Below are 22,514 nucleotides of genomic sequence, written 5' to 3'. Positions count from 1 at the left end.
CACCGCGGGCCGCAGCGATCACATGACGGGGCTCGCCCCCTTCTCCACGAGCGCGCTTCTGAGCTTCTCGAGCGCCCGGCTCTCGATCTGACGCACCCGCTCCTTCGAGATGCCGAGGGTCGTGCCGAGCGACTCGAGCGTCGCGCCGTCCTCGGAGAGGCGCCGCTCGCGCACGATCTGCAGCTCGCGCGCATTCAGCACCTGAAGCGCCTCCTGGAGCTGCTTGCTCCGCTTCTCCCGGTCGAGCGATTCCCCCACCATCTCGTCCGGCAGCGGGTCGTCCGCCACCAGGAAGTCCTGGCGCTCGGCACTGCCTTCGGACGATTCGAGGAGCGGCCCGTTGAGGCTCGTGTCCGGCGCGGACAGGCGCGAATCCATCAGCGCCACGTCCTCCTCGGAGACGCCGACGGCCAGCGCGATCTGGCGGTGCACGTTCCGGTCGACGGAATCCGGTTCCGCGCCGCTCGCCAGCCGGGCCCGCAGGCGGCGAAGGTTGAAGAAGAGCGACTTCTGGGTCGAGCTCGTCCCGCCCCGCACGATCGACCAGTTCCTGAGGATGTAGTCCTGGATGGAGGCACGGATCCACCAGGTGGCGTAGGTCGAGAAGCGCACCTCGCGCTCGGGCTCGAAACGGGCCGCAGCCTCCAGCAGGCCGACATGCCCCTCCTGGATCATATCGCTCATCGAAAGGCCGAAATGGCGGAAGCGGCCGGCGATCGCGATGACCAGGCGCATGTGCGCCTGCGTCAGCCTGTGAAGTGCTTCCTCGTTACGGCCTTCGCGCCAGGTCACGGCAAGGAGATGCTCTTCCTCCCTGTCGAGATATGGCGCGCTCATTGCCGCGCGAACGAAGCTCCTGCGCGAACTCGTCTCTGTCTGCATGGCGACCCCGACATTCACTGCGGAAGGTAAGACGCATCCAGGGGTACGCCGGTTCCACGAAATCGGTTCATCCAGACATGGAAACGCCGCCCGGCTAGGGCCGGACGGCGTGAAATCAAGCGATCGTGATCTCTAGGGTGCCGCTCAGGCGGCCTCTTCCTGCTCGTCCTCTTCGTCGTCGGCCTCGGCCGCCACGGCGGTGGCCCGCTTCGGCGCCTTCGCCAGCGTCGTCTCGATCTCGCGGACGGCTTCCGTCTCGGTGATGCGCTTCACGGCCGAGATCTCGCGGGCCATGCGGTCGAGCGCGGCCTCGTAGAGCTGCCGCTCGCTGTAGGACTGCTCGGGCTGCGTGTCGGCGCGATGCAGGTCACGAACGACCTCGCCGATCGAGACGAGATCGCCGGAATTGATCTTCGCCTCGTATTCCTGGGCGCGACGGCTCCACATCGTGCGCTTCACGCGCGCACGGCCCTTGAGAACCTCGAGCGCGCGGCCGACCACGTCGTCCTCGGAGAGCTTGCGCATGCCGACAGAGCCAGCCTTCGCGGTGGGAACGCGCAGCGTCAGCTTGTCCTTCTCGAATGTGATGACGAACAGCTCAAGCGTGAGGCCGGCGACCTCCTGCTCCTCGATGGAGACGATCTGGCCGACGCCGTGAGCGGGATAGACGACGTGCTCGCCCGTCTTGAAGCCCTGACGCTGAGCCGACTTCTTGTTGTTTCGGATGGTCATACTCGATCTCGAACTCCTGCGATCCGCAGACCCGAGAGGGCCACGCTTTCGCACGAAATTCCATCGACCGCGGCTTGTACCGGAACCCGAAAAGGGCTACTCAGCGCTTCGGCCGACCTGATTTCGTTACCTCGTGCGGAAAACGACCTGCCGACGGCGGCATGCGTGTGTGAATTGCCGGCAGACACAGAACCGTAACACAAAATGTAGGGTCCGCCAACGGCCGTTCCACCCCAAGATAGGGGAAAATTCGTACGCGCTTGCGTCTTCCGGCTGCGTCGCTCCGGGGCGGTCAGTCGCCCTGGCCGGGCTCCGCCGAGAAGTACTGCTCGAACTTGTTCGGCTTCCCGTCCCACTCCTTGGCGTCGTCCGGCGCCTCGCGCTTCACCGTGATGTTCGGCCACTTGTCGGCATATTCGGCGTTGACGGTGAGCCACTTCTCGAGGCCCGGCTCGGTGTCGGGCTTGATCGCCTCGGCCGGACATTCCGGCTCGCACACGCCACAATCGATGCACTCGTCGGGGTGAATGACGAGCATGTTCTCGCCTTCGTAGAAGCAGTCGACCGGACAGACCTCGACGCAGTCCATGTACTTGCACCGGACGCAGTTGTCGGTCACGACGTAGGTCATAAGAATCTCCTGATACGCGGAAAGCCGGCGCTTTCGCGCCGGAACGCGAGCCGCGTGCTCCGTACCCGCTCACGATATGGGTTTCAAGTCGCTTCGGGGCCAGAGAGCTCTTCGTAGAGCAGCCTTGCATCCGCCGGAGAGCCGCGACGCTCGGCGAAGCCTAGAACCTTGATCACGCGGGCTCCGCCGACCGACAGCGTGACGACATCGCCGGCGCGCACCGGGCGCGCCGGCTTCTCGACCCTCAGGCCGTTCACCCTCACCTTGCCCCCGGCGACGAGCGCCGCGCAGGCGGAACGGGTGCGGGCCACCCGGGCGTGCCAGAGCCACAGGTCGAGCCGCTGCCCGCCTGCGCTGCCGGCCGCCTCCGCCATCAGCGCCGCCGGCCTGCCAGTTCGTCGCGCAGGGCGGCGAGCTTGGCGAAGGGCGAATCGGGATCGGGCTCCTTCTCCCGGCGGGGCGCGGGCTTGCCCTCGGGCCGCGGGCGAGGCGGCGGCGCGCCCTTCTTGCGCGGCGGCTGGCCGCGGCCGCGCCCCTTGCCCCGGGCCTCCTCGCGCCCTTCCGGACGCTCGCCGTCTCGCGCCGGGCCAGTGCCGGCCCCGGCCCCGGCCTGGGCCGGCTGCTCGCCGCCACGGCGACCCCGTCCTCCCTGGCGCCGCGGGGCGTTCGCGGGCCGGCCGCCACGGGCGGGACGCCACACGACGTGCTCCTCCTCGGCGGGCGTCTCCGCTCCGGCCTCGCCGGCAGTCGCCTCGGCCTCGGCCTCGGCCTCGGCGACGAGAGCCTCCGCCAGCGGCTCGGCAGCCTCGGCGGGCGCCGCGATCGCCTCGGGCGTGGCGCCCTGTTCGGGCGTCGCCGGAACCTCCTCGGTGTCCGGCAGCGCGGGCTCGGCGCCCGCCGGCGTGGCGGCTGCGACCTCCGGCCCGGCCGTCCCGGCCTCTTCGGGGAGGACGGCGGCAGGCTCCGCACCGCCCCCGCCTTCGGGCGAGGCCGCGATATCGACGGCAGCGGCGTCGGGCAGATCCTCCCCGGCCTGCGGCAGCGCCTGGACCTGGGCCTCCGCGGTGTCGGCCGCCTCCACGGGGGCGCCGGCGGCATCGGTCGCGGGCGCGGTCGAACCCTCAAGCGGCGCCGCCTCCGGGGTCCGCCGCTCGACCGGTGCCGTCGAGGCGACGCCCGACCACGGGCGCTGCAGCGGGCCCTTGCGCGTCTCGCTGCGATAGCCGAGCGAGCGCAGGATCGCGTCGAAGTCCTCGCCCGCGCAGCCCACGAGAGAGGTCATGTTCTCGCTCACCGCGAAGACGCGACCGTCGACGGCACCGGCCGGTGCCGGGCTGTTCTCGCCGGGCTTCCAGGCGAGCGCGGCGCGGATGATGTCTGCGAGGCGCTCGAGAATGTCGACGCGCACGGCGCGCGCGCCGCAGACACGGTAGCCGAGCGCGCGGTAGAGGCCGCGCGACGTGCCGGCGCCGACCGCCACCGACATGCGGCCCGAGCGCGCGAGGCTCACGAGTTCGTCGAAGCCCGGCTGGTAGAGACCGCCGTGCTGGAGCGCCCAGAGCTGGGCCGCGAAGACGCGCGGGCCGGGCTTCAGGAGCGCCGGCAGGAAGATGTGGTGGGCCCCGAAGCGCACGCCGTGGCGGCGCAGGGCCCCGCGCTGGTTCTGGTCGAGCTCCTTCACCTCGTCCGAGACGGACTGGCGCTCGAGCACGCCCAAGGCCTCGACGAGCTGGAAGGCGACACCACGGCTCATGCCGGCGAGGCCTTCGTCGCGCTCGAGCGCGAGAAGCGGCCCCAGAAGCGTCTCCATGCGCGAGGCCAGCCACGCCTCGAGCCGGGCCTGCGCCCGCTCACGGGCCGCACCGGCCAGGAGCTCGTCGGCGAGGAGCACGATCCTCGGCGACAGCGGCCGCTCGCCCTTCTCGAGCCTGGCGACGGGGTTCGCGTTCCAGAACACGAGCCCGTTGAGCTCGAGCGTCAGCGCCTCGTCCGATGCCTTCGCCAGCGCCTCGGCCCGGCTCTCGAGCTCGCCCGCCAGCGCCTTCCGGCCCGCCGCCGTCACCGCCTTGTCCGCGCCGGGGTCCGGCGAGAAGCGGAGGCCTTCCAGCCGCCCGACATGCTCGCCCTCCACCGTGACGTCCCCGTTCCTGTCTATGTCAGCCTCCAGCACAGAATTCTCCCGCAGCCTGCGCGCCAGAACGCTCGTCCGCCGATCCACGAAACGCTGCGCGAGCCGCTCGTGCAAGGCGTCCGACAGGCGGTCCTCCACCGCGCGCGTCTTCTCCTGCCATCCTACCGCATCCTTCAGCCACTCCGGCCGGTTGGCAACGAAGGTCCAGGTGCGGATATGTGCAATGCGGTTGGCCAGCGTGTCGAGGTCGCCGTCGATCCTGTCGGCATAGGCGACCTGGCTCGCGAACCACTCCTCGGCGATCTCGCCGTCGTCGATCAGGTGGCGGTAGAGCGTCGAGACGAGCTCGGCGTGGTTTGCCGGCGCGATCTTGCGATAGTCCGGAACCTGACAGACGGCCCAGAGCAGTTCCACCGCCTTGCGCGACCGCGCCCGCTCGCTGACGCCGGGATCGCGTGCCGCGGTTTCCAGCGCCTGCACGTCGTCGCCCCCGGGCGCCCGCGTCAGCACCGGGTTGCGCGGCGCGACCGCGAGGCTGTCGCGCAGGGCGTCGAGCGAGGCGAAGTCGAGGTCGGGGTTGCGCCACTGCAGCATCCGCACCTCGTCGAACTCGTGCGCCTCGAGCCGTTCGACGAGCATCGGGTCGAGCGGGTCGGCGCGGCCGGTCACGCCGAACGTGCCGTCGCGCATGTGGCGCCCGGCGCGGCCGGCGATCTGCCCCATCTCCGCCGGGTTCAGGTTGCGGAACTGGAAGCCGTCGAACTTCCGCAAGCCGCCGAAGGCGACGTGGTCGACGTCGAGATTGAGGCCCATGCCGATGGCGTCGGTGGCGACCAGAAGATCGACGTCGCCCGACTGGTAGAGCTCGACCTGAGAGTTGCGCGTCCGCGGAGACAGAGCGCCGAGCACCACGGCCGCCCCGCCGCGCTGGCGGCGCAGAAGCTCGGCGATCGTATAGACCTCCTCGGCCGAGAAGGCGACGATCGCGCTTCTCTCCGGCAGGCGCGTCAGCTTCTTCTGGCCGGAATAGAGGAGCATCGAGAGCCGCGGCCTCGTGATCACGTTGATGCCCGGCATCAGCTTCGACAGGATGCCGCGCATCGTCGCGGCGCCCAGGAGAAGCGTCTCCTCGCGGCCGCGCCGCCTGAGGATGCGATCGGTGAAGACGTGCCCGCGCTCGAGGTCGGCGGCCAGCTGCACCTCGTCGACGGCCACGAAGGCGACGTCGAGATCCTGCGGCATCGCCTCGACCGTCGAGACCCAGTAGCGGGCGTGGGGCGGCTTGATCTTCTCCTCGCCCGTGACGAGCGCGACGGCCTCGCGGCCCACGCGCGCGACGAGCCGGTCGTAGACCTCGCGCGCGAGCAGGCGCAAGGGAAGCCCGATGATGCCGCTCGAATGGCCGAGCATCCGCTCGATGGCGAGATGCGTCTTGCCGGTGTTGGTGGGTCCGAGAACGGCGGTCACGCCGGCGCCGGGCGCGGCTGCCTGATGACCGTCACGAGAGTCTATGATCATGGCTTGATCTCGATGGCGGCGGCGGGCGGCATAGCTGGCATCTCGGGCGCAGCCTGTAAAGCACCGCTTCTAGAAGGGAAGCTTCGTCCTTCCGAAGTTTCGATCCGTCGCCTGGATGGAAGTGGCGCGGCACGGGGCCGCGCAGCGTTTCTAGCCTTTTCCGACGGCGCCGTCACCCATGCGCGGAGGAGTTCGTGCCCTGCCCGCTGATGATCAGCGGCCGGTCAGGGATGCGGCCTTCGTGCGCAGCGCACCCTCGGCCTTCAGCGCCGTCATCACGATCGAGCCGGTGCCGATGGGGGTCGGCACGCTGAGCCGGTAGGGAAGCGCCAGGTCGGCGCCCGGCACGGGAACGTAGATCACCTCTGCGGCGCGGCTCGCGAAGTACTTCACCTCGTCCTTGTCGGACCGGTGCCCCGAGATCGGCCGGTAGCGCGCCTCGCACACGACCGCGGGCCCCCTGTAGCCCGGCTCGGAGATCTCGCGCCGCTCCTTGTAGGCGAGCACGATGTCGAAGCGCTCGCGGCCGTTGAAGACCGGGAACGTCCGCTTGCAGACCGAAGGGTCGAGCTGCCCGTCGCCCATCGCGCCGAGGATCATCAGCGCGCTCATCGGGTCGATGATGCCGCGCTTGTGGCTCTCGGTCACGGCGACGCGCGCGGGGTGCTCGCTCTCCCGCAGCGGCGGCTCGAGCGCGATGCGGCGGACATTGTCGCCGACGAGCGTCATGCGGACCTTCGTCATCTTCTTGCCGTCCGTGGCGTCGACGCTGAAGGCGGACGGAAGCGTTCCGCCGCGGCCGAGCCGGCCGGCGGCCGAGGCGCTGCCCTTGTACTCCATCAGCGCGCCGGCTAGGCCCGTCAGCTTGCCGCGCCCGTCGATGCGGTAGTCGGCCCCGTCGAATTGGCCGCTGACGACGGCCTGACCGAGCTCGAGGCCGCTGATCGAGACGCGGTAGGTCGCGTCGAAGGACATGTCCGCGGCCGAGGCAGGGAGCGCCGTGAGCCCAAGTCCCGACAGAGCGATCAACACCGCGCCCATGCGGCGCGTCATGGCGAGCAGTGCCATCGGCAAGCCTTCATCCGTGTGAGACGATATCAGCCGTCATCGGCGTCAAGCCTTCAGCCGGCATGGTTAAGGATCGGTTGATTTGGCGGCCGGATTGTGGCGCATGCGCCGGCGGAACCGCTTCGCGTGCGTGTGCCTTGACGCGTCTGCGAGGCGGGACTATACGCTGCCTCTCGAATTCCCAGAGATTAGCGGTGATCACGATCCGCGAAGGCCGGCGCCCGGCGCGGCCCGAAGAGAACGAGGATTTAGCCATGGCCCGGCGATGCGAGCTGACCGGCAAGGCCGTCATGAGCGGCAACAATGTGAGCCACGCCAACAACAAGACCCGGCGTCGCTTCCTGCCCAATCTCGTGAACGTCTCGCTCCTGAGCGACACGCTCGGCCGCACGGTGCGCCTGCGCGTGTCGGCGCATGCCCTGCGCACGGTCGAGCATCGTGGCGGTCTCGACGCCTTCCTCATGAAGGCGAAGGACGACGAGCTCTCCGAGCGCGCGCAGCTCCTGAAGCGCGATATCACGAAGCGCACGGCCGAAGCCGCCGCGTGACCGCCCCCGGCGCCGGATCGTTCCGGCGGCCGGGCACTACGGCAAAGAGGCTGAAGGGCGCATCATGTCGCGTCTCCTGATTCCCGTGGCCGCCATGGCGATCGTCGTGGTGGCCTCGAACGTTCTGGTCCAGCATCCGGTCCAGATGTGGGGTCTTGAGGATTATCTGACCTGGGGCGCCTTCACCTACCCCTTCGCATTCCTGGTTACGGACCTGACGAACCGCCGCTTCGGGCCGGCGGCCGCGCGGCGCGTCGTTTATGTCGGCTTCGCCTGCGCCGTCGTCCTGTCCTTCGTGCTGGCGACCCCGCGCATCGCGATCGCCTCGGGCGCGGCCTTCCTGACGGCGCAGCTCGCCGACGTCGCGATCTTCAACCTCTTGCGCCACAAGGCCTGGTGGCGGGCGCCCCTGACCTCGTCCTTCATCTCGGGCGGCGTCGACACCGCGATCTTCTTCACCCTCGCCTTCGCCGCGACGGGCCTGCCGAGCGCCGAGTATGCCGGCCTCGCCCTCCCCGTCTGGATCGGCTGGGCGTTCTTCGACTATCTCGTGAAGATGGGCCACGCCGTCGTCATGCTGGTCCCGTTCCGGGCGATCAGCCTACGCTTCCAGCGCACGGCCGGGCAGCCGGCCTGACAGGCCCCGCCCCGGCGACGCCCGCGCCTAATCCACGATCTCGAAGCGCAACAGCAGGTTGCGCTGCAGGATGTTGAAGTTGTCGTCGGACACGACGGTCAGGATCGCGCGGCCCTCCTCGTCGCGATGGAAGGCGATGCCTTCCATGTTGTCGACGACATAGTTCATCCGCGCCGTGATCAGCGTGTCGCCGGCGAGCACCGCGCCGGGCTCGATCGAGGCTTCCGCAAAGCGCCTGATGCGCATGGCGACGCCGAAGAGCGGCTTGTAGCGCCGCTCGAGAAGGATGAGGTCGCCCTCGTCGGTGAAGACGGCGTCGGTCGCGGAGAAGTCGTCGGAGGCCTCGGCGTAGATCGTCCCGAGCTCCCGGCCCTGCGCGTCGAGGACCCAGCCGTGCAGGCGGCCATCCCCACGCTCGGCCTCGCCGAACATCACCGTGAGGCCCGGCCGCGGCGTCCCCGGCGGCGCGACCGCCAGCGCCTCCAGTCCCTGGTTGTGCGGCAGGTCCCGCACCGCATCCGGCACCGGCACGAGGCGCGGCTCCGTCACCCTGCCCTCCGGCGAGGCCTCGTAGCTCAGCACGCGGTTGTCCCGCTCGAACCCCACGAGGACGCGCTTCCCGTCCGGCGCGCGCCGCAGCGCCTCCGCGTCGGAGCCGTGCTTGCCGCCGAGCCTGCGCCCGTCGGCCCCGACGAGCGGCCAGGCCTCGACGTCGACGAGGCGCGCCGGGCGCCCCGCCTCCTCCTCGAGCCGGGCCTGGATCATGTTTCCCGTGTCGGTGACCATCAGGAGGTCGCGGCCGTCGGCGCTGATCTCGAGGCCCGAGAGGCCGCCGAAGCGGTCGTCGCGCGAATCGAGCTGCAAGCCCCCGATGAAGCGCAGCGCGCCGAAGATCTCGGCATCGCTGCCCGGCTCGAAGGCCGTGAAGGCCGTGGACGAAACCTCCACCGGGTCGGCTCTGAGCGGCACAGCCGTCGTCACGAGAAGGGCGGCCCAGAGGCCGCCCCGCATCAGGAGCTTCCCGAGAGCCCTCACGCCGGCACGGCCCGCCGCCTGCGGCTGCGGCTGCGGCTGCGGCCAGGCTCGCCCGTCCGGCCGCGCGAGGCATCCTCCTCGAACAATTCCGCGAGCTTGTCGGTCATCGCGCCGCCGAGCTCCTCCGCGTCGACGATCGTCACCGCGCGGCGGTAGTAGCGCGTCACGTCGTGACCGATGCCGATCGCCAGGAGCTCGACCGGCGAGCGCGTCTCGATCTCCTCGATGACGTGGCGCAGGTGCTTCTCGAGATAGTTGCCGGCGTTGACGGAAAGGGTCGAGTCGTCGACCGGCGCCCCGTCGGAGATCATCATCAGGATCCGCCGCTGCTCGGGCCGCGCGAGCAGCCGGTCGTGCGCCCATGAGAGTGCCTCGCCGTCGATGTTCTCCTTCAGCAGCCCCTCGCGCATCATCAGGCCGAGGTTCCTGCGGGCCCTTCGCCAGGGCTGGTCCGCCGCCTTGTAGACGATGTGCCGGAGGTCGTTCAGGCGGCCGGGCGACTGCGGCTTGCCGGCGGCGAGCCACTGCTCGCGGCTCTGCCCGCCCTTCCAGGCCCTGGTGGTGAAGCCCAGGATCTCGACCTTCACGCCGCAGCGCTCGAGGGTGCGGGCGAGGATGTCGGCGCAGGTGGCCGCCACCGTGATCGGCCGGCCGCGCATCGAGCCCGAGTTGTCGAGCAGCAGCGTGACGACCGTGTCGCGGAATTCGGTGTCACGCTCGGTCTTGTAGGAGAGCGGGTGCATCGCGTCGATGACGACGCGGGTCAGGCGCGCCGCGTCGAGCACGCCTTCCTCCTGGTCGAACTGCCAGGAGCGGTTCTGCTGCGCCATCAGCCGCCGCTGCAGACGGTTCGCCAGCCGCGTCACGACGCTCTGCAGGCTCGAAAGCTGCTTGTCGAGGTAGCTCCGCAGCCGGTCGAGCTCCTCGGTGTCGCAGAGATCCTCGGCCGCGCTGATCTCGTCGAAGCGGGAGGTGTAGATCCGGTAGCCCGCGCCGTCGGGCATGTTGTTGAAGGGGAAGTTCGGCCGCCACGGCTCCGACGCGTCGTCGCTGTCGGCGGTCTCGCCCTCGTCGCTGTCGTCCTGCGTCTGGCTGTGCGTCGCCTCTGCCTCGCCGTCCTGCTCCTCGGAGGTGTCCTCCGCCTCCTCGGCCGAGGCTTCGGCGGAGGCATCGCGTTCGCCCTGCTCCTGCGCTTCGGCGGAGGAATCGGAGTTCTCGTCGCCCTCGGATTCCTGCTCCTCGTCGGCCTCTTCCGGGCCGAGCTCGTCGGACATGTCGAAGGCCGAGATCATCTCGCGGACGATGCGGCCGTAGGCCTGCTGGTCGCCGACATTCTCGCACAGGCGCTGCAGCTCGTCGGCGGCCTTCTCCTCGATCCAGTCCCGCCAGAGCTCGACGAGCCGCGACCCGCTCTCCGGTGTCCTGTGGCCCGTCAGCCGCTCCCGCGCGACCGCCGCCACCGCCTCCTCGAGCGGCAGGTCCGACCGGCTCTCGGCCGCCGCGACGTTCATCTTCGTGTAGCGGGCGTCGAGCATCGCATCGATGTTGCCTGCGACGCCCGACATCGAGCGGGCGCCGATCGCCTCGCAGCGCGCCTGCTCCACCGCCTCGAAGAGCGCCCGCGCGTTGCGCCCCTGCGGCTGCAGCTTGCGGTGCGTCTTCTGGTCGTGGCAGGCGATCCGCAGGGCCAGCGCGTCGGCCTGGCCGCGCGCCACGGCCAGGTCCTTCGCGGTCATCTTGCGAGGCGGCTCGGGCAGCCTCACCGTCGTGCCGGAGACGGAGGCGCGGTCGGAGGAAAACGAGACCTCGACGTCGTCGCGGCCGGCCAGCGCCCGCGAGACGCCCGTCAGCGCCCGCTTGAATTCCTCGTTGCGCGTCTGCTTCCCGCTCGGCTTCTGCATGTCGGGGGCTTTCGGGTCGGTCAGGTCAGGACGATGTTCGCGGTCGATTCCGGAAGCTCCTTGCCGAAGCAGCGTTGGTAGAACTCGGCCACGATGCCGCGCTCCTCCTCGTCGCACTTGTTGAGGAAGGTGAGGCGGAAGGCGGCGCCGAGATCGCCGAAGATCTGCGCGTTCTCCGCCCAGGTGAGCACCGTCCTCGGGCTCATGACGGTCGAGAGGTCGCCGTTGACGAAGGCGTTGCGGGTGAGCTCGGCGAGCCGGACCATCTTCGCCACGGTCTCCGGCCCGTCACCGGTCTGGAAGTGCTTCGCCTTGGCGAGCACGATATCGACCTCGTCCTGGTGCGGCAGGTAGTTCAGCGTCACCACGATCGACCAGCGGTCCATCTGGCCCTGGTTGATCTGCTGGGTGCCGTGATAGAGGCCCGACGTGTCGCCGAGGCCGATCGTGTTCGTCGTGGCGAAGAGCCGGAACGCCGGGTGCGGCCGGATGACGCGGCGCTGGTCGAGCAGCGTCAGCTTGCCCGACTGCTCCAGGATGCGCTGGATCACGAACATCACGTCCGGCCGGCCGGCGTCGTACTCGTCGAAGACGAGTGCGGTGTTCGTCTTGAGCGCCCAAGGCAGGATGCCGTCCTGGAACTCGGTCACCTGCATCCCCTCCTTGACGACGATCGCGTCCTTGCCGACGAGGTCGATGCGGCTGATGTGGCTGTCGAGGTTCACGCGCACGCAGGGCCAGTTGAGCCGCGCGGCGACCTGCTCGATATGCGTCGACTTGCCGGTGCCGTGGTAGCCCTGCACCATCACGCGGCGGTTGTGGGCGAAGCCCGCCAGGATCGCCAGCGTCACGTCGCGATTGAAGAGGTAGTCGGGGTCGAGATCCGGCACGTGCGGATCCTGCTCGGAATAGGCCGGAACCTCCAGATCGCTGTCGATCCCGAAAACCTGCCGGACCGACACCTTCATGTCGGGCAGGCCGTGAGGTTCGGTGACTTCGGTATCCATTTCGCCTCCCGGAGGCACTGCGCCAGCGCCCCGCAATTTCGTCGTTTTCGATCGCGAGCCGCGACCTTAATCAGCTATCGGCATAGAAACCAGAGGCCTTGAGGGTTCGATAGGCCTCGATGATCTCGCGAAGGCGGCGTTCCTTCGAGCGGTCGCCGCCATTGGCGTCGGGGTGGTGGCGCTTCACGAGATCCTTGTATCTCGCCTTGATTTCGGTCCCGGTGGCCGTCTCGTCAAGGTTCAGCGCGTCGAGCGCCCGGCGCTCGAGCTTGCCGACGACCCGCTTCGGCTCGTCCGGCTGCGAGGTGTCCCGGCGGGGATCGTCGTCGAAGAAGCCGAATGGGTCGCGGAAGGTCCGGCTCCAGTCGGTCGGGGGCCCCTCCCCCCGCCTGGCGCCCATGGTCCAGGTCGGGCGGTGGCCGGTGGCCTTCGACTGCAGCCACTCCGCCACCTGCTCGTCCGACATCCCGTCGAACCAGTTGTAGCTCTTGTTGTACTCGCGCACGTGATCGAGACAGAAGCGGTGGTACTCGTTCTCCCGCTGCCGCCCCTTGGGCGCCTTGTACTCCGCCGGCTCGGCGCAACCCGGCACGTCGCAGCGCGCCTTCGCCGCCTGCCGCGGCGCGGAGTCCCGCCGCCCCCGGCCCCCGCGGGCGGAGCCGATGCGGATGGAGTCGAACCAATGCGAGTCGAGTTTCATGTCCGAGACTATGTTGGCCACCATCGAACGTGACAAGGGAGCGCCGGCAACGGCCGTTGCCTGGCCCGAGCTTCACATGTAGTCGAGGGGCGCCCGCCGCCAAGCGCGGCCAGAGCGCCCCAGAGGGAGTTTTTCCGATGTCGCGACGCGATCGCATCGCCGCCCTGCTCGAGACGGCCTTCTCGCCCGAGCGGATGGAGATCCTCGACGAATCCCATCTCCACCATGGTCATGCCGGATGGCGGGAAGGTGGCGAAACCCACTATCGCGTCCTCGTCGTGTCGTCCGCCTTCGAGGCAAAGAACCTCATCGAGCGTCACCGAATGGTTAACGAGGCGCTAAAGCCGGAGCTCGATGCAGGTCTGCACGCCCTCGCGATCACCGCCCGGGCACCCGGGGAGGCGTAGTCCGCTCCGGACAGCCACTGCTTGACAGCGGCGGAGAGCGAATGCGGAATGTCGGGCATGGGGACGGCGATCTCCCCACGAGGCCACGGCCGAAGCATCGCGTTCCAAGCCTCAAGCAGGAGGGACGCGCCATGCCGTCACCCGACACGATTTCCACCGACAAGCTTGCCCGCCTCATCGGCACGCCCAAGTGCCCGATGCTGGTCGATGTTCGAACGGACGAGGACTTCGCGGCGGATCCCCGGCTCGTTCCCGGCTCCGTCCGCAGGCCGGCGGCCGGGGCCGCTGACTGGGCGGGATCCTTCCGGGGCGGCTCGATCGTTGCGATCTGCCAGCGCGGCCTGAAGCTCAGCCACGGCGCCGCCGCCTGGCTGCGCCACGAGGGGGCCCGCGCGGAGGTGCTCGAAGGCGGCTTTGCGGCCTGGCGTCAGGCCGGGCTCCCCGTGGTGCCGGAGGCGAAGCTGCCGAGGCGGGATGCGGACGGCCGCACCGTCTGGGTCACCCGGTCGCGGCCGAAGGTCGACCGGATCGCCTGCCCCTGGCTCATCCGCCGCTTCGTCGACCCGCACGCCGTCTTCCTGTTCGTCGCTCCTTCCGAGGTGCCGGCGGTGGCGGAGCGCTTCGATGCCGCACCGTTCGACATCGACCTCGAAGGCGTCTTCTGGAGCCACCGCGGCGAGCTCTGCACCTTCGACGTGATGGTCGAGGAGTTCGGTCTCGCGACCGAACCGTTCCTGCGCCTCGCGACGATCGTCCGGGGCGCCGATACCGCGCGGCCCGACCTCGCGCCGGAGGCCGCCGGTCTTCTCGCGGCGTCGCTCGGCCTCTCTCGGATGCATTCCGACGATCTCGAGCAACTGGAGGCCGGGATGCTTCTCTACGACGCCTTCTACCGCTGGTGCCGGGATGCCACGGACGAGACCCACAACTGGCCGACAAACCGACCAGGAGCGTGAGATGAACGAGAGCACCGTTGCCGCGAGCCCTTCGCCGGCCCGATCCGCCGCGCCGCTGCCCTATCCGGGCTTCGCGGAAGCCCTCCGCACCTGGACGCGCATCGCGCTCCTGAGCTTCGGGGGGCCTGCCGGACAGATCGCCGTCATGCACCGCATCCTCGTCGAGGAGAAGCGGTGGCTCGGGGAGGCGCGGTTTCTGCACGCCCTCAATTTCTGCATGCTCCTGCCCGGCCCGGAGGCGCAGCAACTGGCCGTCTATGTGGGTTGGCTGATGCACCGGACCCTCGGCGGCATCGTCGCCGGCGTCCTGTTCGTCCTGCCGGGCCTCCTCGCCATCATGGCGCTGAGCGTCGTCTACGTCGTCTACGGCAACGTGCCGGTGGTGGAGGGCCTGTTCTTCGGGCTGAAGGCGGCCGTCCTGGCCATCGTCCTCCAGGCGGTCCTCCGCATCGGCCGCCGGGCGCTCCGGAACAACGTGATGGTCGGGATCGCGGCGGCCTCCTTCGTCGCGATCTACGGCTTCGACGTGCCGTTCCCGATCATCGTGGCGGCCGCCGCGCTCGTCGGCTTCCTCGGCGGCCGGGCTGGCCATCCAGCCTTCCGGCCGGGGAGCGGCCATGGCTCCGTCGGGGCGAGCCACGTCGCCGATGCCGAGACGGTGCTCGGCACGGAGGTGCCCGCCCATGCGCGGCCGGACCGATCGTGGTCGCTCAAGGTTTCGGCGATCCTGCTCGCCCTCTGGCTCCTTCCCACGGCGTTGCTCGTCGCGGCGCTCGGCTTCGACAACGTCTTCTCGCAGATCGGCGTCTTCTTCAGCCAGATGGCCGTCGTGACCTTCGGCGGCGCCTATGCCGTTCTCGCCTATGTCGCGCAGGCCGCCGTCGGGACCTATGGCTGGCTCGAGCCGGGGGAGATGCTCGACGGCCTCGGCATGGCCGAGACGACGCCGGGGCCGCTGATCATGGTCACGCAGTTCGTCGGCTTCCTCGCCGCCTACCGGGAGGCAGGAGGGTTCTCGCCGCTCACCGCCGGCGTCCTCGGCGGCCTGCTGACGACCTGGGTGACGTTCGCGCCGTGCTTCCTCTGGATCTTCCTCGGCGCTCCCTACATCGAACGGCTGCGCGAGAACCGCGCGCTCTCGGCCGCCCTCGCGGCGGTGACGGCCGCCGTCGTCGGCGTGATCCTCAACCTCGCGATCTGGTTCGGGCTGCACGTCCTGTTCGAGGAGACGACCTCCTACCGCCGGTTCGGCCTCGACGTCGACGTGCCGGTCCTCACCTCGCTCGACCCCGTGTCGGCGCTGATCGCCGCGGCGGCGGTCGTGGCGCTCACCCGGCTGCGCCTCGGTGCCGCACCGGTGCTCGCGGGCTGTGCGCTGGTCGGCATCGGCCTGGCCGTCCTCACCTGACCCGGCGGCTGGCCGCTCAGGCCGGCTCCGCCGACGTCCGCGGCTTGTTCCTGAGCCCCTTCTTCAGGGGCGTCACCTTCAGCGCGGTGATGCGGTTGCGGCTCTTGCGCAGAACCTCGAAGCGGAAGCCGTGGAAGGTGAAGGCCTGGCCGGGCTCGGGGATCATCCGCGCCTCGTGGATGACGAGGCCGGCGATCGTCGTCGCCTCGTCGTCGGGCAGCTGCCAGTCCATCGCCCGGTTCAGGTCGCGGATCGGCACCGAGCCGTCGACATTGATCGAGCCGTCGGCCTGCGGCCGCACGCCCTGCACGACGATATCGTGCTCGTCGGCGATGTCGCCGACGATCTCCTCGATGATGTCCTCGAGGGTGACGAGGCCCATCACCTCGCCGTACTCGTCCACCACCATCGCGAAGTGCGACTTGCGCTTCAGGAACGCGTTCAGCTGGTCCTGCAGGGTCGTCGTGTCGGGCACGAACCAGGCCGGCCGCGCGATCGAGATGATGTCGAGCTTCGTCGCGTCCCCGCTCGCCGCCGCGAGCGCGCGCAGCAGGTCCTTGGCGTGCAGCACGCCGACGATGTTCTCCGTCTCCCCCTGCCACAGGGGCAGGCGGGTGTAGGGGCTCGACAGAACGTCGCGCACGATCTTCTCGGGCGCATCGTCGATCGACAGCGCCTGGATCTTCGTGCGGTGGATCATCACGTCGGAGACCTCGAGGTCGCGCAGGTCGAGGATGCCGCCCAGCATGTCGCGGTCTCCTTTCACCACGCCGCCCTCGCGGTGGTGCAGGTCGATCGCGCCGCGCAGCTCCTCGTGCGCGGAGAGGAGGTCGCCCTTGCCGAGGTCGGAGCCGAAGAGGATGAGCACGCGCCGCACCACCGCGTTGATCGCGAGCGTGACAGGCCCGAACAGGGCGACGATCACCCGCACCGCGGGCGCGACGAACAGCGACATCCGGTCGGAATGGCCGAGCGCGTAGGTCTTCGGCAGCACCTCCGAGAAGATCACGACGAGCGCCGTCATCACGAGCGTCGCGTAGACGACGCCGGCCTCGCCGAACAGGTCGAGGAACAGCGTCGTCGCCATCGCGGAGGCGAGGATGTTGACGAGGTTGTTGCCGAGCAGCAGGCCGCCGATCAGCCGCTCGCGCCTGTCGAGGAGCGCGTTCACGATGGTGGCGCGCCGGTCGCCGTTCCTGGCGATCTGGAACATGCGGGCCTTCGAGACCGCCGTGAGCGCCGTCTCGGAGCCCGAGAAGAACGCCGAGCAGACGAGCAGCACGAGCACCCCGAAGGCGATGGCCCACGTCGTCAGCGAGATGTCCATGTCGTCTTCAGGTCCCAGCCAGGAGGATCATCGGGCAGACAGCCGCTCTGCGAGATATTCCCGCACGTCGCCCGCGTCGACATTGCGGGCGATGAAGGCGTGGCCGATCCCGCGCGCCAGGATGAAGGTGAGCGAGCCGCGTTCCACCTTCTTGTCCTGCATGATGTGGTCGATGAGGCTCTCGGCGTCGCCGATATCCCCCTCGATATGGGCGAGGTCGGTGGGCAGGCCAACCGCCTCGAGATGCGCCCGCACCCGGCTCTCGTCCGCCGGCTTGCACAGGCCGAGCCGCACGGAGTAGCCGAAGGCCAGAACCATGCCGATCGCCACGCCCTCGCCGTGCACCAGGCGCTGCGAGAAGCCCGTGGCGGCCTCGAGCGCGTGGCCGAAGGTGTGACCGAGATTGAGGAGCGCCCGCTGGCCGGACTCGCGCTCGTCGGAGGCGACGATACGCGACTTCGCCCGGCAGCTCGCCGCGATCGCCTGCTCGCGCGCGGGGCCGCCGGCGAAGATCTCCCGCCACGAGCCCTCGAGCCATTCGAAGAACGAGGCGGCGTCGATGAGCCCGTATTTCACGACCTCGGCGTAGCCGGCGCGGAACTCCCGCGGCGACAGCGTGTCGAGCAGACTCGTGTCGGCGACCACCAGCGCTGGCTGATGAAACGCGCCCACGAGGTTCTTGCCGTGGCGGGTGTCGATGCCGGTCTTGCCGCCGACGCTCGAATCGACCTGGGCGAGCAGGCTCGTCGGCACCTGCACGTAGCGCACGCCGCGCCTGAGGATCGCGGCCGCGAAGCCCGCGAGGTCGCCGACCACGCCGCCGCCGAGCGCCACCACGAGATCGCCCCGCTCGAGCATCGCGTCGAGCATCTCCTCGACCACCCGCTGGAGCTCGCCGAAGCACTTCGAGCTCTCGCCCGGCGGCACGATGACCGACGGCGCGAGCGCGACGTGCCCCGCGAGCGCGCGCTCCAGCCGCTCGAGATGGCAGCGCGCGACATTCTCGTCCGTCACGATCATCACCCGGCCACCGGGCGCGAGCTCGCCGAGACGGGGCCCGAGCTCTTCGAGGGCACCCGAACCGATCACGATGTCGTAGCGCCGGGTGCCGAGCTCCACACCAACCACTTCCGTCGCGGGCCGCGTGGCCACGCCCCCGTCGCTCATGCCTCGTTCATCCTTCCGTCTTCCGCCTGTCTTCCTCGTCCAGAACGTCCGCCACCTGCGCGAGAACGTCCCGGACCACGACCTCGTGCGAGGCGTCGCGTGACTCCACGATCCGGTCGGCCATGGCGTAGACCGGCCCGCGGATGTCCGCGAGGCGCCGCAGCGTGCCTTCGGGATCGGGTCCCTGGAGAAGCGGCCGGTCCTGGCGCCGCCGGACCCGTTTCAGCAGCACCTCCACCTCGGCGCGCAGCCAGACCGAGATGCCGTTCTCGGCCACGGCCTCCCGCGTCTCCGGCGCCATCCAGGCCCCGCCCCCGGTCGCGAGGACCTGCGGCCCGCTCTCGAGAAGCCGCCTGATGACCTTCCGCTCCCCGTCCCTGAACTCGGCCTCGCCGTGCCGATCGAAGATCTCGGGGATCGTCATCCCCGCCGCCGTCTCGATCTCCGTGTCGGCGTCGACGAAGGGCAGATCGAGCTGGGCCGCGAGGCGGCGCCCCACGGAGGACTTCCCGGCCCCCATCATGCCGATCAGCACGATGGAGCGGGCTCCGAGCCGCTCCCTGATCCGCGCGGGCTCAGTCTCGGGGCGCGACGGGCCGTCCTCCTTCGGCCGGGGAACGTCCATAATCTTCCACTAACCGTTCGGGTTGCACTCTTCGGGTCCGGTCGGGCGGTCTTGCCGCCCGCGGCCTTTCTCACTATCGACGTGTGCGCGGCGAAACAAGCGCCGCCTCCGGGGGCGGAGCCAAGAACTGCGCGGGAGACGTCGTGCCAAGCCTCTTTCGCTTCCTGATGATCGTCGGCATCATGGCCGGAATCGTCTATGGCGGCATGTATGCCCTCGTGATCTTCGTGAAGCCGGAGCCGCGCGAGATCACCGTCCGCATCCCGGTCGAGCGGCTGCAGCGGCCGTGACCGGCACGCACGCCCCCGCCCGCAGCCTCGCGCATATCGAGGCCTTCCTGGAGATGATCGCGGCCGAGCGCGACGCGGCCGCGAACACGCTCGACGCCTATCGCCGCGACCTCCTCGACTTCGCCGGCTTCTGCGCCGGCCGGCAGGTGCGGCTCCACGAGACGGATCGTGAGGCGGTGGCAGCCTATATGCGCGACCTCGCCGCCCGCGGCTTCGCGCCCACCACGCACCGCCGGCGCCTGTCGGCGCTGAAGCAGTTCCACCGCTTCCTCATCGAGAACGGGGTGCGGGCGGACGACCCCACCCACGGGATCGAGGGTCCGCAGAAGGGTCGCCCGCTGCCGAAGACGCTTCAGGAGAAGGACGTGACGGCCCTGCTCGACCGCGCGGAGGCCGAGATCGGCGAGGCGGGGAGCGAGTTCGGCCGACGCCGGGCGCTGCGCACGCGCTGCCTGGTGGAGCTGCTCTACGCCACGGGCCTGCGGGTCTCCGAGCTCGTCTCCCTGCCGGCGAGCGCCGCGCGGAGCGAGCGTCCCCTCCTGATGGTGAAGGGCAAGGGCGGCCGCGAGCGCCTCGTGCCGCTGACCGACAAGGCGCGCGAGGCCGTCGCGCGGTGGGACGAGGCGCGAAGGGCCGCCGGCGCCGCCGGGCCGTGGCTCTTCCCCGCCGACGGCGAGGCGGGGCATCTCACGCGGCAGGCCTTCGCGCGCGACCTGAAGGATCTCGCCGCCCGTGCCGGTCTCCCGGCCGACAAGATCTCGCCCCACGTCCTGCGGCACGCCTTCGCGAGCCACCTCCTGTCGCACGGCGCCGACCTGCGGGTCGTGCAGCGCCTGCTCGGCCACGCCGACATATCGACGACGCAAATCTACACCCATGTCCTCGAGGAGCGGCTGCGGCGGACGGTGACGGATCATCACCCCCTCGCCCGCCGTCCCGCCCCGGCGCGGACTTGACACACCGGCGCCCTCCGCGCCACTTAGCCCACTCACTCGAGAACCGGACCGGAATGAAAGCCTATCTGGACTTCGAAAAGCCGGTCGCCGACCTCGAAGGCAAGATCGCCGAGCTGCAGGCGCTCGGCGACGAGCAGGGATCCGTCGGGATCGACGACGAGATCAGCCGCCTTCGTGAGAAGGCCGACCAGGCGCTCCGCGACATCTACGCCAAACTGAACCCGTGGCAGAAGACGCAGGTGGCCCGCCACCCGCGCCGCCCGCACACGCGCGACTACATCCAGCGTCTGATCGAGGAGTTCACGCCGCTGGCCGGCGACCGCTCCTTCGGCGAGGATGCGGCGATCATGGGCGGGCTCGGGCGCTTCCGCGGCCGCCCCGTCGTCGTGATGGGCCACGAGAAGGGCCACGACACCCAGACGCGCCTCGAGCACAATTTCGGCATGGCGCGGCCCGAGGGTTACCGCAAGGCGGTGCGCCTGATGGAGATGGCCGACAACTTCGCCATGCCGGTCGTCACCTTCATCGACACGGCCGGCGCCTATCCCGGCATCGGCGCGGAGGAGCGCGGCCAGGCCGAGGCGATCGCCCGCGGCACGGACGCCTGCCTGAAGCTCGGCGTGCCGAATGTCGCCACCGTCGTCGGCGAGGGCGGGTCGGGCGGCGCGGTCGCGATCGCCACGGCGAGCCGCGTCCTGATGCTCGAGCATTCGATCTACACCGTCGCCTCGCCCGAAGCCTCGGCGTCGATCCTGTGGCGCGATTCCGCGCGCGCCGCCGACGCCGCCACGGCGATGAAGATCACGGCGCAGGACCTCCAGGGCTTCGGCGTCATCGACCGGATCGTGAAGGAGCCGGTCGGCGGCGCCCACCGCGACACCGAGACCGCGATCGACGCGGTCGGCGACGCCATCGCGGAGGCGCTGGCCGAGTTCGACGGCCGGGCTCCGGAGGAAGTCCGCCGCATGCGACGCGAGAAGTTCCTCGCGATCGGTCGTGGCTTGTGACATCTGCGCAACGGCCGCGACAGTATTGACGCAGGGTCAGGATTCGCCTTGCAGTGTCGAAACTTCGCCTGCAAAACTTCGACGCGACGGGGGTCGCCGGTAAACCGACGCTTAACGGAACCGCTCTACCTTGACGGGCAGAGATCGTACCTGCGTGTGAGGGACACATATCCCGATGAGTCGCCAAACCAATTCTCGCCTGCTCCCTCGGCTGCGCATGGCAGCGGCCGCACTTTCCGTCCTCGCCCTCGCGGGCTGCATCGGTGAGGACGGCAATGACGTCGCCAAGCACCTGCGCCCGCTCTCCTACCAGACGGTGGCCGAGCTGAAAGCGAACGACATGGCGGTGGAGTCGCCGCTCCTCATACGCATCTTCAAGGAGGAGTCGGAGCTCGAGGTCTGGAAGCAGACGAGCGCCGGCCGCTTCAAGCACTTCAAGACCTACGAGATCTGCGCCTGGTCGGGCGAGCTCGGGCCGAAGAAGAAGGAGGGCGACCGCCAGGCGCCGGAGGGCTTCTACACCGTCACGCCCGCGCAGATGAACCCGAATTCGAGCTACCATCTCTCCTTCAACATCGGATTCCCGAACACGTTCGACCGGCAGCTCGGGCGCACCGGCAAGCACCTGATGGTGCACGGCGCCTGCTCGTCGGCCGGCTGCTACGCCATGACCGACGAGGTCGTCCAGGAAATCTACGGCATGGCCCGCGAGTCGTTCCGCGGCGGCCAGCGCTCCTTCCAGGTGCAGGCTCTTCCCTTCCGGATGACGCCCGCGAACATGGCCAAGCATGCCGACAACCCGAACATGCCGTTCTGGCGCAACCTGAAGGAGGGCGTCGACCACTTCGAGGTCACCGGCGTGCCGCCCGAGGTGGGCGTGTGCGACCGGAGGTACGTCTTCGGCGCCGGCTCGGGCCGCGACGGCGGATCGCTCTCCATCTGCCCGAAGATCGAGACGCCGGAGGAGGTGCGTGTCGCGGTCGCCCAGAAGCAGATGAAGGACGAGATGGCCTTCCAGGTCGCGCTCGCCGACATCCGCGCCCGCTCGATCGGCGAGACGCCGCCGTCCGAGGGTGGCAACTACTCGCCGATCATGGTCGCCGGCCGCATGATGCCCGCCGAGGAGCAGGGCTCGACCGATACGCCGTCCGAAGCGCCTCAGCAGGTGGCGATGACCGTGGAGACCGCGCAGGATCCCGCACGCGCCGCGACGCCCGAGGTGGTGCCCGGCGTCACCGCGGAGCCGGCCGCGTCCGCCACGGCCTATGCCCCGACCGAGCCCTTCGCCAGCGCCGTCACGGGCGTCTGGGGCCGCATCGTCGAGATGACCCGCGGCGGCCTGCGGCAGCCGACGCCGGAAGCGGCCGGCACGATCGATCCCATCGAGACCGGCACCGTGCCCGGCGCGGCCGAGCAGGCCGGCTCGCCCGCCTCGCTCGCGAGCGCCTTCGCCTCGCCACGCCTCTTCCCGGAAGATCCGTTCGCCGTGTTCAAGATGTTCGAGAGCGTCGACGGCGTCTCGGTTCCCGCCGACACGGTTTCACGGCGCTAGGCGGAAGCGGCCGCAGCCATCCTCCCCGG

At 69.8% G+C, this 22,514-nt stretch carries 22 protein-coding genes; 9 read left to right on the top strand and 13 right to left on the bottom strand.

Annotated elements, in window-relative coordinates:
• Window positions 1-18: 18 nt before the first annotated feature.
• From N177_RS12440 to N177_RS12415, 6 genes are all read right to left on the bottom strand, one after another.
• Window positions 19-882, bottom strand: coding sequence for an RNA polymerase factor sigma-32 (locus N177_RS12440; protein ID WP_040485749.1), 864 nt, complete (start codon window positions 880-882; stop codon window positions 19-21).
• 144 nt (window positions 883-1,026) lie between these two features.
• The gene (locus N177_RS12435) at window positions 1,027-1,614 is read right to left on the bottom strand and encodes a CarD family transcriptional regulator (protein WP_023432698.1); all 588 of its coding nucleotides are present in this window, start codon (window positions 1,612-1,614) and stop codon (window positions 1,027-1,029) included.
• 292 nt (window positions 1,615-1,906) lie between these two features.
• Complete coding sequence (fdxA, locus tag N177_RS12430; RefSeq protein ID WP_023432697.1) at window positions 1,907-2,245, bottom strand: ferredoxin FdxA; 339 nt, start codon at window positions 2,243-2,245, stop codon at window positions 1,907-1,909.
• A gap of 83 nt (window positions 2,246-2,328) precedes the next feature.
• Window positions 2,329-2,619 carry an RNA-binding S4 domain-containing protein gene (locus tag N177_RS12425; RefSeq protein ID WP_023432696.1) on the bottom strand — a complete coding sequence of 97 codons (291 nt, stop codon included), beginning with the start codon at window positions 2,617-2,619 and terminating at the stop codon, window positions 2,329-2,331.
• Window positions 2,619-5,894, bottom strand: a complete 3,276-nt coding sequence (locus N177_RS12420; RefSeq protein WP_023432695.1) for a helicase-related protein — start codon at window positions 5,892-5,894, stop codon at window positions 2,619-2,621. Before N177_RS12420 ends, N177_RS12425 begins: the two co-directional genes overlap by 1 nt.
• A 213-nt stretch (window positions 5,895-6,107) precedes the next feature.
• The gene (locus N177_RS12415; RefSeq protein WP_023432693.1) at window positions 6,108-6,962 is read right to left on the bottom strand and encodes a DUF3108 domain-containing protein; all 855 of its coding nucleotides are present in this window, start codon (window positions 6,960-6,962) and stop codon (window positions 6,108-6,110) included.
• Window positions 6,963-7,216: 254 nt separating this feature from the next.
• On the opposite strand from N177_RS12415, the gene rpmB reads away from it, so the two are divergent.
• Together rpmB and N177_RS12405 are read left to right on the top strand one after the other, a co-directional pair.
• Complete coding sequence (rpmB, locus tag N177_RS12410) at window positions 7,217-7,510, top strand: 50S ribosomal protein L28 (RefSeq protein WP_040485746.1); 294 nt, start codon at window positions 7,217-7,219, stop codon at window positions 7,508-7,510.
• Window positions 7,511-7,574: 64 nt separating this feature from the next.
• Complete coding sequence (locus N177_RS12405) at window positions 7,575-8,147, top strand: queuosine precursor transporter (RefSeq protein ID WP_023432691.1); 573 nt, start codon at window positions 7,575-7,577, stop codon at window positions 8,145-8,147.
• A 27-nt stretch (window positions 8,148-8,174) separates the two neighbouring features.
• Here N177_RS12405 and N177_RS12400 read toward each other — a convergent pair whose 3' ends face one another.
• The 4 genes from N177_RS12400 to N177_RS12385 form a co-directional block, all read right to left on the bottom strand.
• Complete coding sequence (locus tag N177_RS12400) at window positions 8,175-9,158, bottom strand: esterase-like activity of phytase family protein (RefSeq protein WP_023432690.1); 984 nt, start codon at window positions 9,156-9,158, stop codon at window positions 8,175-8,177.
• Between the two features lie 20 nt (window positions 9,159-9,178).
• Window positions 9,179-11,083 carry a cobaltochelatase subunit CobT gene (cobT, locus tag N177_RS12395; protein WP_023432689.1) on the bottom strand — a complete coding sequence of 635 codons (1,905 nt, stop codon included), beginning with the start codon at window positions 11,081-11,083 and terminating at the stop codon, window positions 9,179-9,181.
• Window positions 11,084-11,103: 20 nt separating this feature from the next.
• Window positions 11,104-12,090 carry a cobaltochelatase subunit CobS gene (gene cobS, locus N177_RS12390; RefSeq protein WP_023432688.1) on the bottom strand — a complete coding sequence of 329 codons (987 nt, stop codon included), beginning with the start codon at window positions 12,088-12,090 and terminating at the stop codon, window positions 11,104-11,106.
• A 70-nt stretch (window positions 12,091-12,160) separates the two neighbouring features.
• The gene (locus N177_RS12385; RefSeq protein WP_040485743.1) at window positions 12,161-12,790 is read right to left on the bottom strand and encodes a J domain-containing protein; all 630 of its coding nucleotides are present in this window, start codon (window positions 12,788-12,790) and stop codon (window positions 12,161-12,163) included.
• Window positions 12,791-12,927: 137 nt separating this feature from the next.
• Here N177_RS12385 and N177_RS12380 point away from each other — a divergent pair, with 137 nt between their 5' ends.
• From N177_RS12380 to chrA, 3 genes are all read left to right on the top strand, one after another.
• Complete coding sequence (locus tag N177_RS12380; RefSeq protein WP_023432686.1) at window positions 12,928-13,197, top strand: BolA family protein; 270 nt, start codon at window positions 12,928-12,930, stop codon at window positions 13,195-13,197.
• 131 nt (window positions 13,198-13,328) lie between these two features.
• Window positions 13,329-14,153, top strand: a complete 825-nt coding sequence (locus tag N177_RS12375; protein WP_023432685.1) for a chromate resistance protein ChrB domain-containing protein — start codon at window positions 13,329-13,331, stop codon at window positions 14,151-14,153.
• A gap of 1 nt (window position 14,154) precedes the next feature.
• On the top strand, window positions 14,155-15,561 hold the full coding sequence (chrA, locus tag N177_RS12370; RefSeq protein ID WP_023432684.1) for a chromate efflux transporter: 1,407 nt from the start codon (window positions 14,155-14,157) through the stop codon (window positions 15,559-15,561).
• Window positions 15,562-15,577: 16 nt separating this feature from the next.
• On the opposite strand, the gene N177_RS12365 is transcribed toward chrA, so the two are convergent.
• The 3 genes from N177_RS12365 to N177_RS12355 are packed head-to-tail and all read right to left on the bottom strand — an operon-like array spanning window position 15,578 to window position 18,680.
• The gene (locus N177_RS12365) at window positions 15,578-16,888 is read right to left on the bottom strand and encodes an HlyC/CorC family transporter (protein ID WP_023432683.1); all 1,311 of its coding nucleotides are present in this window, start codon (window positions 16,886-16,888) and stop codon (window positions 15,578-15,580) included.
• 27 nt (window positions 16,889-16,915) lie between these two features.
• Window positions 16,916-18,055 (bottom strand): 3-dehydroquinate synthase, encoded by a 1,140-nt coding sequence (gene aroB / locus N177_RS12360; protein ID WP_023432682.1) that lies wholly within the window; start codon window positions 18,053-18,055, stop codon window positions 16,916-16,918.
• Between the two features lie 7 nt (window positions 18,056-18,062).
• Window positions 18,063-18,680 (bottom strand): shikimate kinase, encoded by a 618-nt coding sequence (locus tag N177_RS12355; protein ID WP_023432681.1) that lies wholly within the window; start codon window positions 18,678-18,680, stop codon window positions 18,063-18,065.
• 143 nt (window positions 18,681-18,823) lie between these two features.
• Here N177_RS12355 and N177_RS21885 point away from each other — a divergent pair, with 143 nt between their 5' ends.
• The 4 genes from N177_RS21885 (at window position 18,824) to N177_RS20640 (ending at window position 22,485) form a co-directional block, all read left to right on the top strand.
• On the top strand, window positions 18,824-18,970 hold the full coding sequence (locus tag N177_RS21885) for a hypothetical protein (protein WP_023432680.1): 147 nt from the start codon (window positions 18,824-18,826) through the stop codon (window positions 18,968-18,970).
• Complete coding sequence (locus N177_RS12350) at window positions 18,967-19,926, top strand: site-specific tyrosine recombinase XerD (RefSeq protein ID WP_023432679.1); 960 nt, start codon at window positions 18,967-18,969, stop codon at window positions 19,924-19,926. Before N177_RS21885 ends, N177_RS12350 begins: the two co-directional genes overlap by 4 nt.
• 53 nt (window positions 19,927-19,979) lie before the next feature.
• Entirely contained in the window at window positions 19,980-20,933 is a 954-nt protein-coding gene (locus tag N177_RS12345) for an acetyl-CoA carboxylase carboxyltransferase subunit alpha (protein WP_023432678.1), read from the top strand.
• A 175-nt stretch (window positions 20,934-21,108) separates the two neighbouring features.
• Window positions 21,109-22,485 carry a L,D-transpeptidase family protein gene (locus tag N177_RS20640; protein WP_152527912.1) on the top strand — a complete coding sequence of 459 codons (1,377 nt, stop codon included), beginning with the start codon at window positions 21,109-21,111 and terminating at the stop codon, window positions 22,483-22,485.
• The last annotated feature ends 29 nt before the right edge of the window (window positions 22,486-22,514 follow it).

It is taken from the genome of Lutibaculum baratangense AMV1 (assembly GCF_000496075.1).
GTDB lineage: Bacteria > Pseudomonadota > Alphaproteobacteria > Rhizobiales > Tepidamorphaceae > Lutibaculum > Lutibaculum baratangense.
Note: the sequence above shows the minus strand (reverse complement) of the source record. Positions and strands in the feature narration are given on the sequence as shown.

What these genes read in the sequence shown, in the direction of transcription:
- N177_RS12420 (WP_023432695.1), bottom strand. Translation starts at nt 5,894, where the DNA reads ATGATCATAGACTCTCGTGACGGTCATCAGGCAGCCGCGCCCGGCGCC.
- cobS (WP_023432688.1), bottom strand. Translation starts at nt 12,090, where the DNA reads ATGGATACCGAAGTCACCGAACCTCACGGCCTGCCCGACATGAAGGTG.
- N177_RS12415 (WP_023432693.1), bottom strand. Translation starts at nt 6,962, where the DNA reads ATGGCACTGCTCGCCATGACGCGCCGCATGGGCGCGGTGTTGATCGCT.
- N177_RS12375 (WP_023432685.1), top strand. Translation starts at nt 13,329, where the DNA reads ATGCCGTCACCCGACACGATTTCCACCGACAAGCTTGCCCGCCTCATC.
- N177_RS12400 (WP_023432690.1), bottom strand. Translation starts at nt 9,158, where the DNA reads ATGCGGGGCGGCCTCTGGGCCGCCCTTCTCGTGACGACGGCTGTGCCG.
- N177_RS12355 (WP_023432681.1), bottom strand. Translation starts at nt 18,680, where the DNA reads ATGGACGTTCCCCGGCCGAAGGAGGACGGCCCGTCGCGCCCCGAGACT.
- rpmB (WP_040485746.1), top strand. Translation starts at nt 7,217, where the DNA reads ATGGCCCGGCGATGCGAGCTGACCGGCAAGGCCGTCATGAGCGGCAAC.
- fdxA (WP_023432697.1), bottom strand. Translation starts at nt 2,245, where the DNA reads ATGACCTACGTCGTGACCGACAACTGCGTCCGGTGCAAGTACATGGAC.
- chrA (WP_023432684.1), top strand. Translation starts at nt 14,155, where the DNA reads ATGAACGAGAGCACCGTTGCCGCGAGCCCTTCGCCGGCCCGATCCGCC.
- N177_RS12425 (WP_023432696.1), bottom strand. Translation starts at nt 2,619, where the DNA reads ATGGCGGAGGCGGCCGGCAGCGCAGGCGGGCAGCGGCTCGACCTGTGG.
- aroB (WP_023432682.1), bottom strand. Translation starts at nt 18,055, where the DNA reads ATGAGCGACGGGGGCGTGGCCACGCGGCCCGCGACGGAAGTGGTTGGT.
- N177_RS20640 (WP_152527912.1), top strand. Translation starts at nt 21,109, where the DNA reads ATGAGTCGCCAAACCAATTCTCGCCTGCTCCCTCGGCTGCGCATGGCA.
- N177_RS12405 (WP_023432691.1), top strand. Translation starts at nt 7,575, where the DNA reads ATGTCGCGTCTCCTGATTCCCGTGGCCGCCATGGCGATCGTCGTGGTG.
- N177_RS12380 (WP_023432686.1), top strand. Translation starts at nt 12,928, where the DNA reads ATGTCGCGACGCGATCGCATCGCCGCCCTGCTCGAGACGGCCTTCTCG.
- N177_RS12435 (WP_023432698.1), bottom strand. Translation starts at nt 1,614, where the DNA reads ATGACCATCCGAAACAACAAGAAGTCGGCTCAGCGTCAGGGCTTCAAG.
- N177_RS12345 (WP_023432678.1), top strand. Translation starts at nt 19,980, where the DNA reads ATGAAAGCCTATCTGGACTTCGAAAAGCCGGTCGCCGACCTCGAAGGC.
- N177_RS12365 (WP_023432683.1), bottom strand. Translation starts at nt 16,888, where the DNA reads ATGGACATCTCGCTGACGACGTGGGCCATCGCCTTCGGGGTGCTCGTG.
- N177_RS12440 (WP_040485749.1), bottom strand. Translation starts at nt 882, where the DNA reads ATGCAGACAGAGACGAGTTCGCGCAGGAGCTTCGTTCGCGCGGCAATG.
- N177_RS12385 (WP_040485743.1), bottom strand. Translation starts at nt 12,790, where the DNA reads ATGAAACTCGACTCGCATTGGTTCGACTCCATCCGCATCGGCTCCGCC.
- cobT (WP_023432689.1), bottom strand. Translation starts at nt 11,083, where the DNA reads ATGCAGAAGCCGAGCGGGAAGCAGACGCGCAACGAGGAATTCAAGCGG.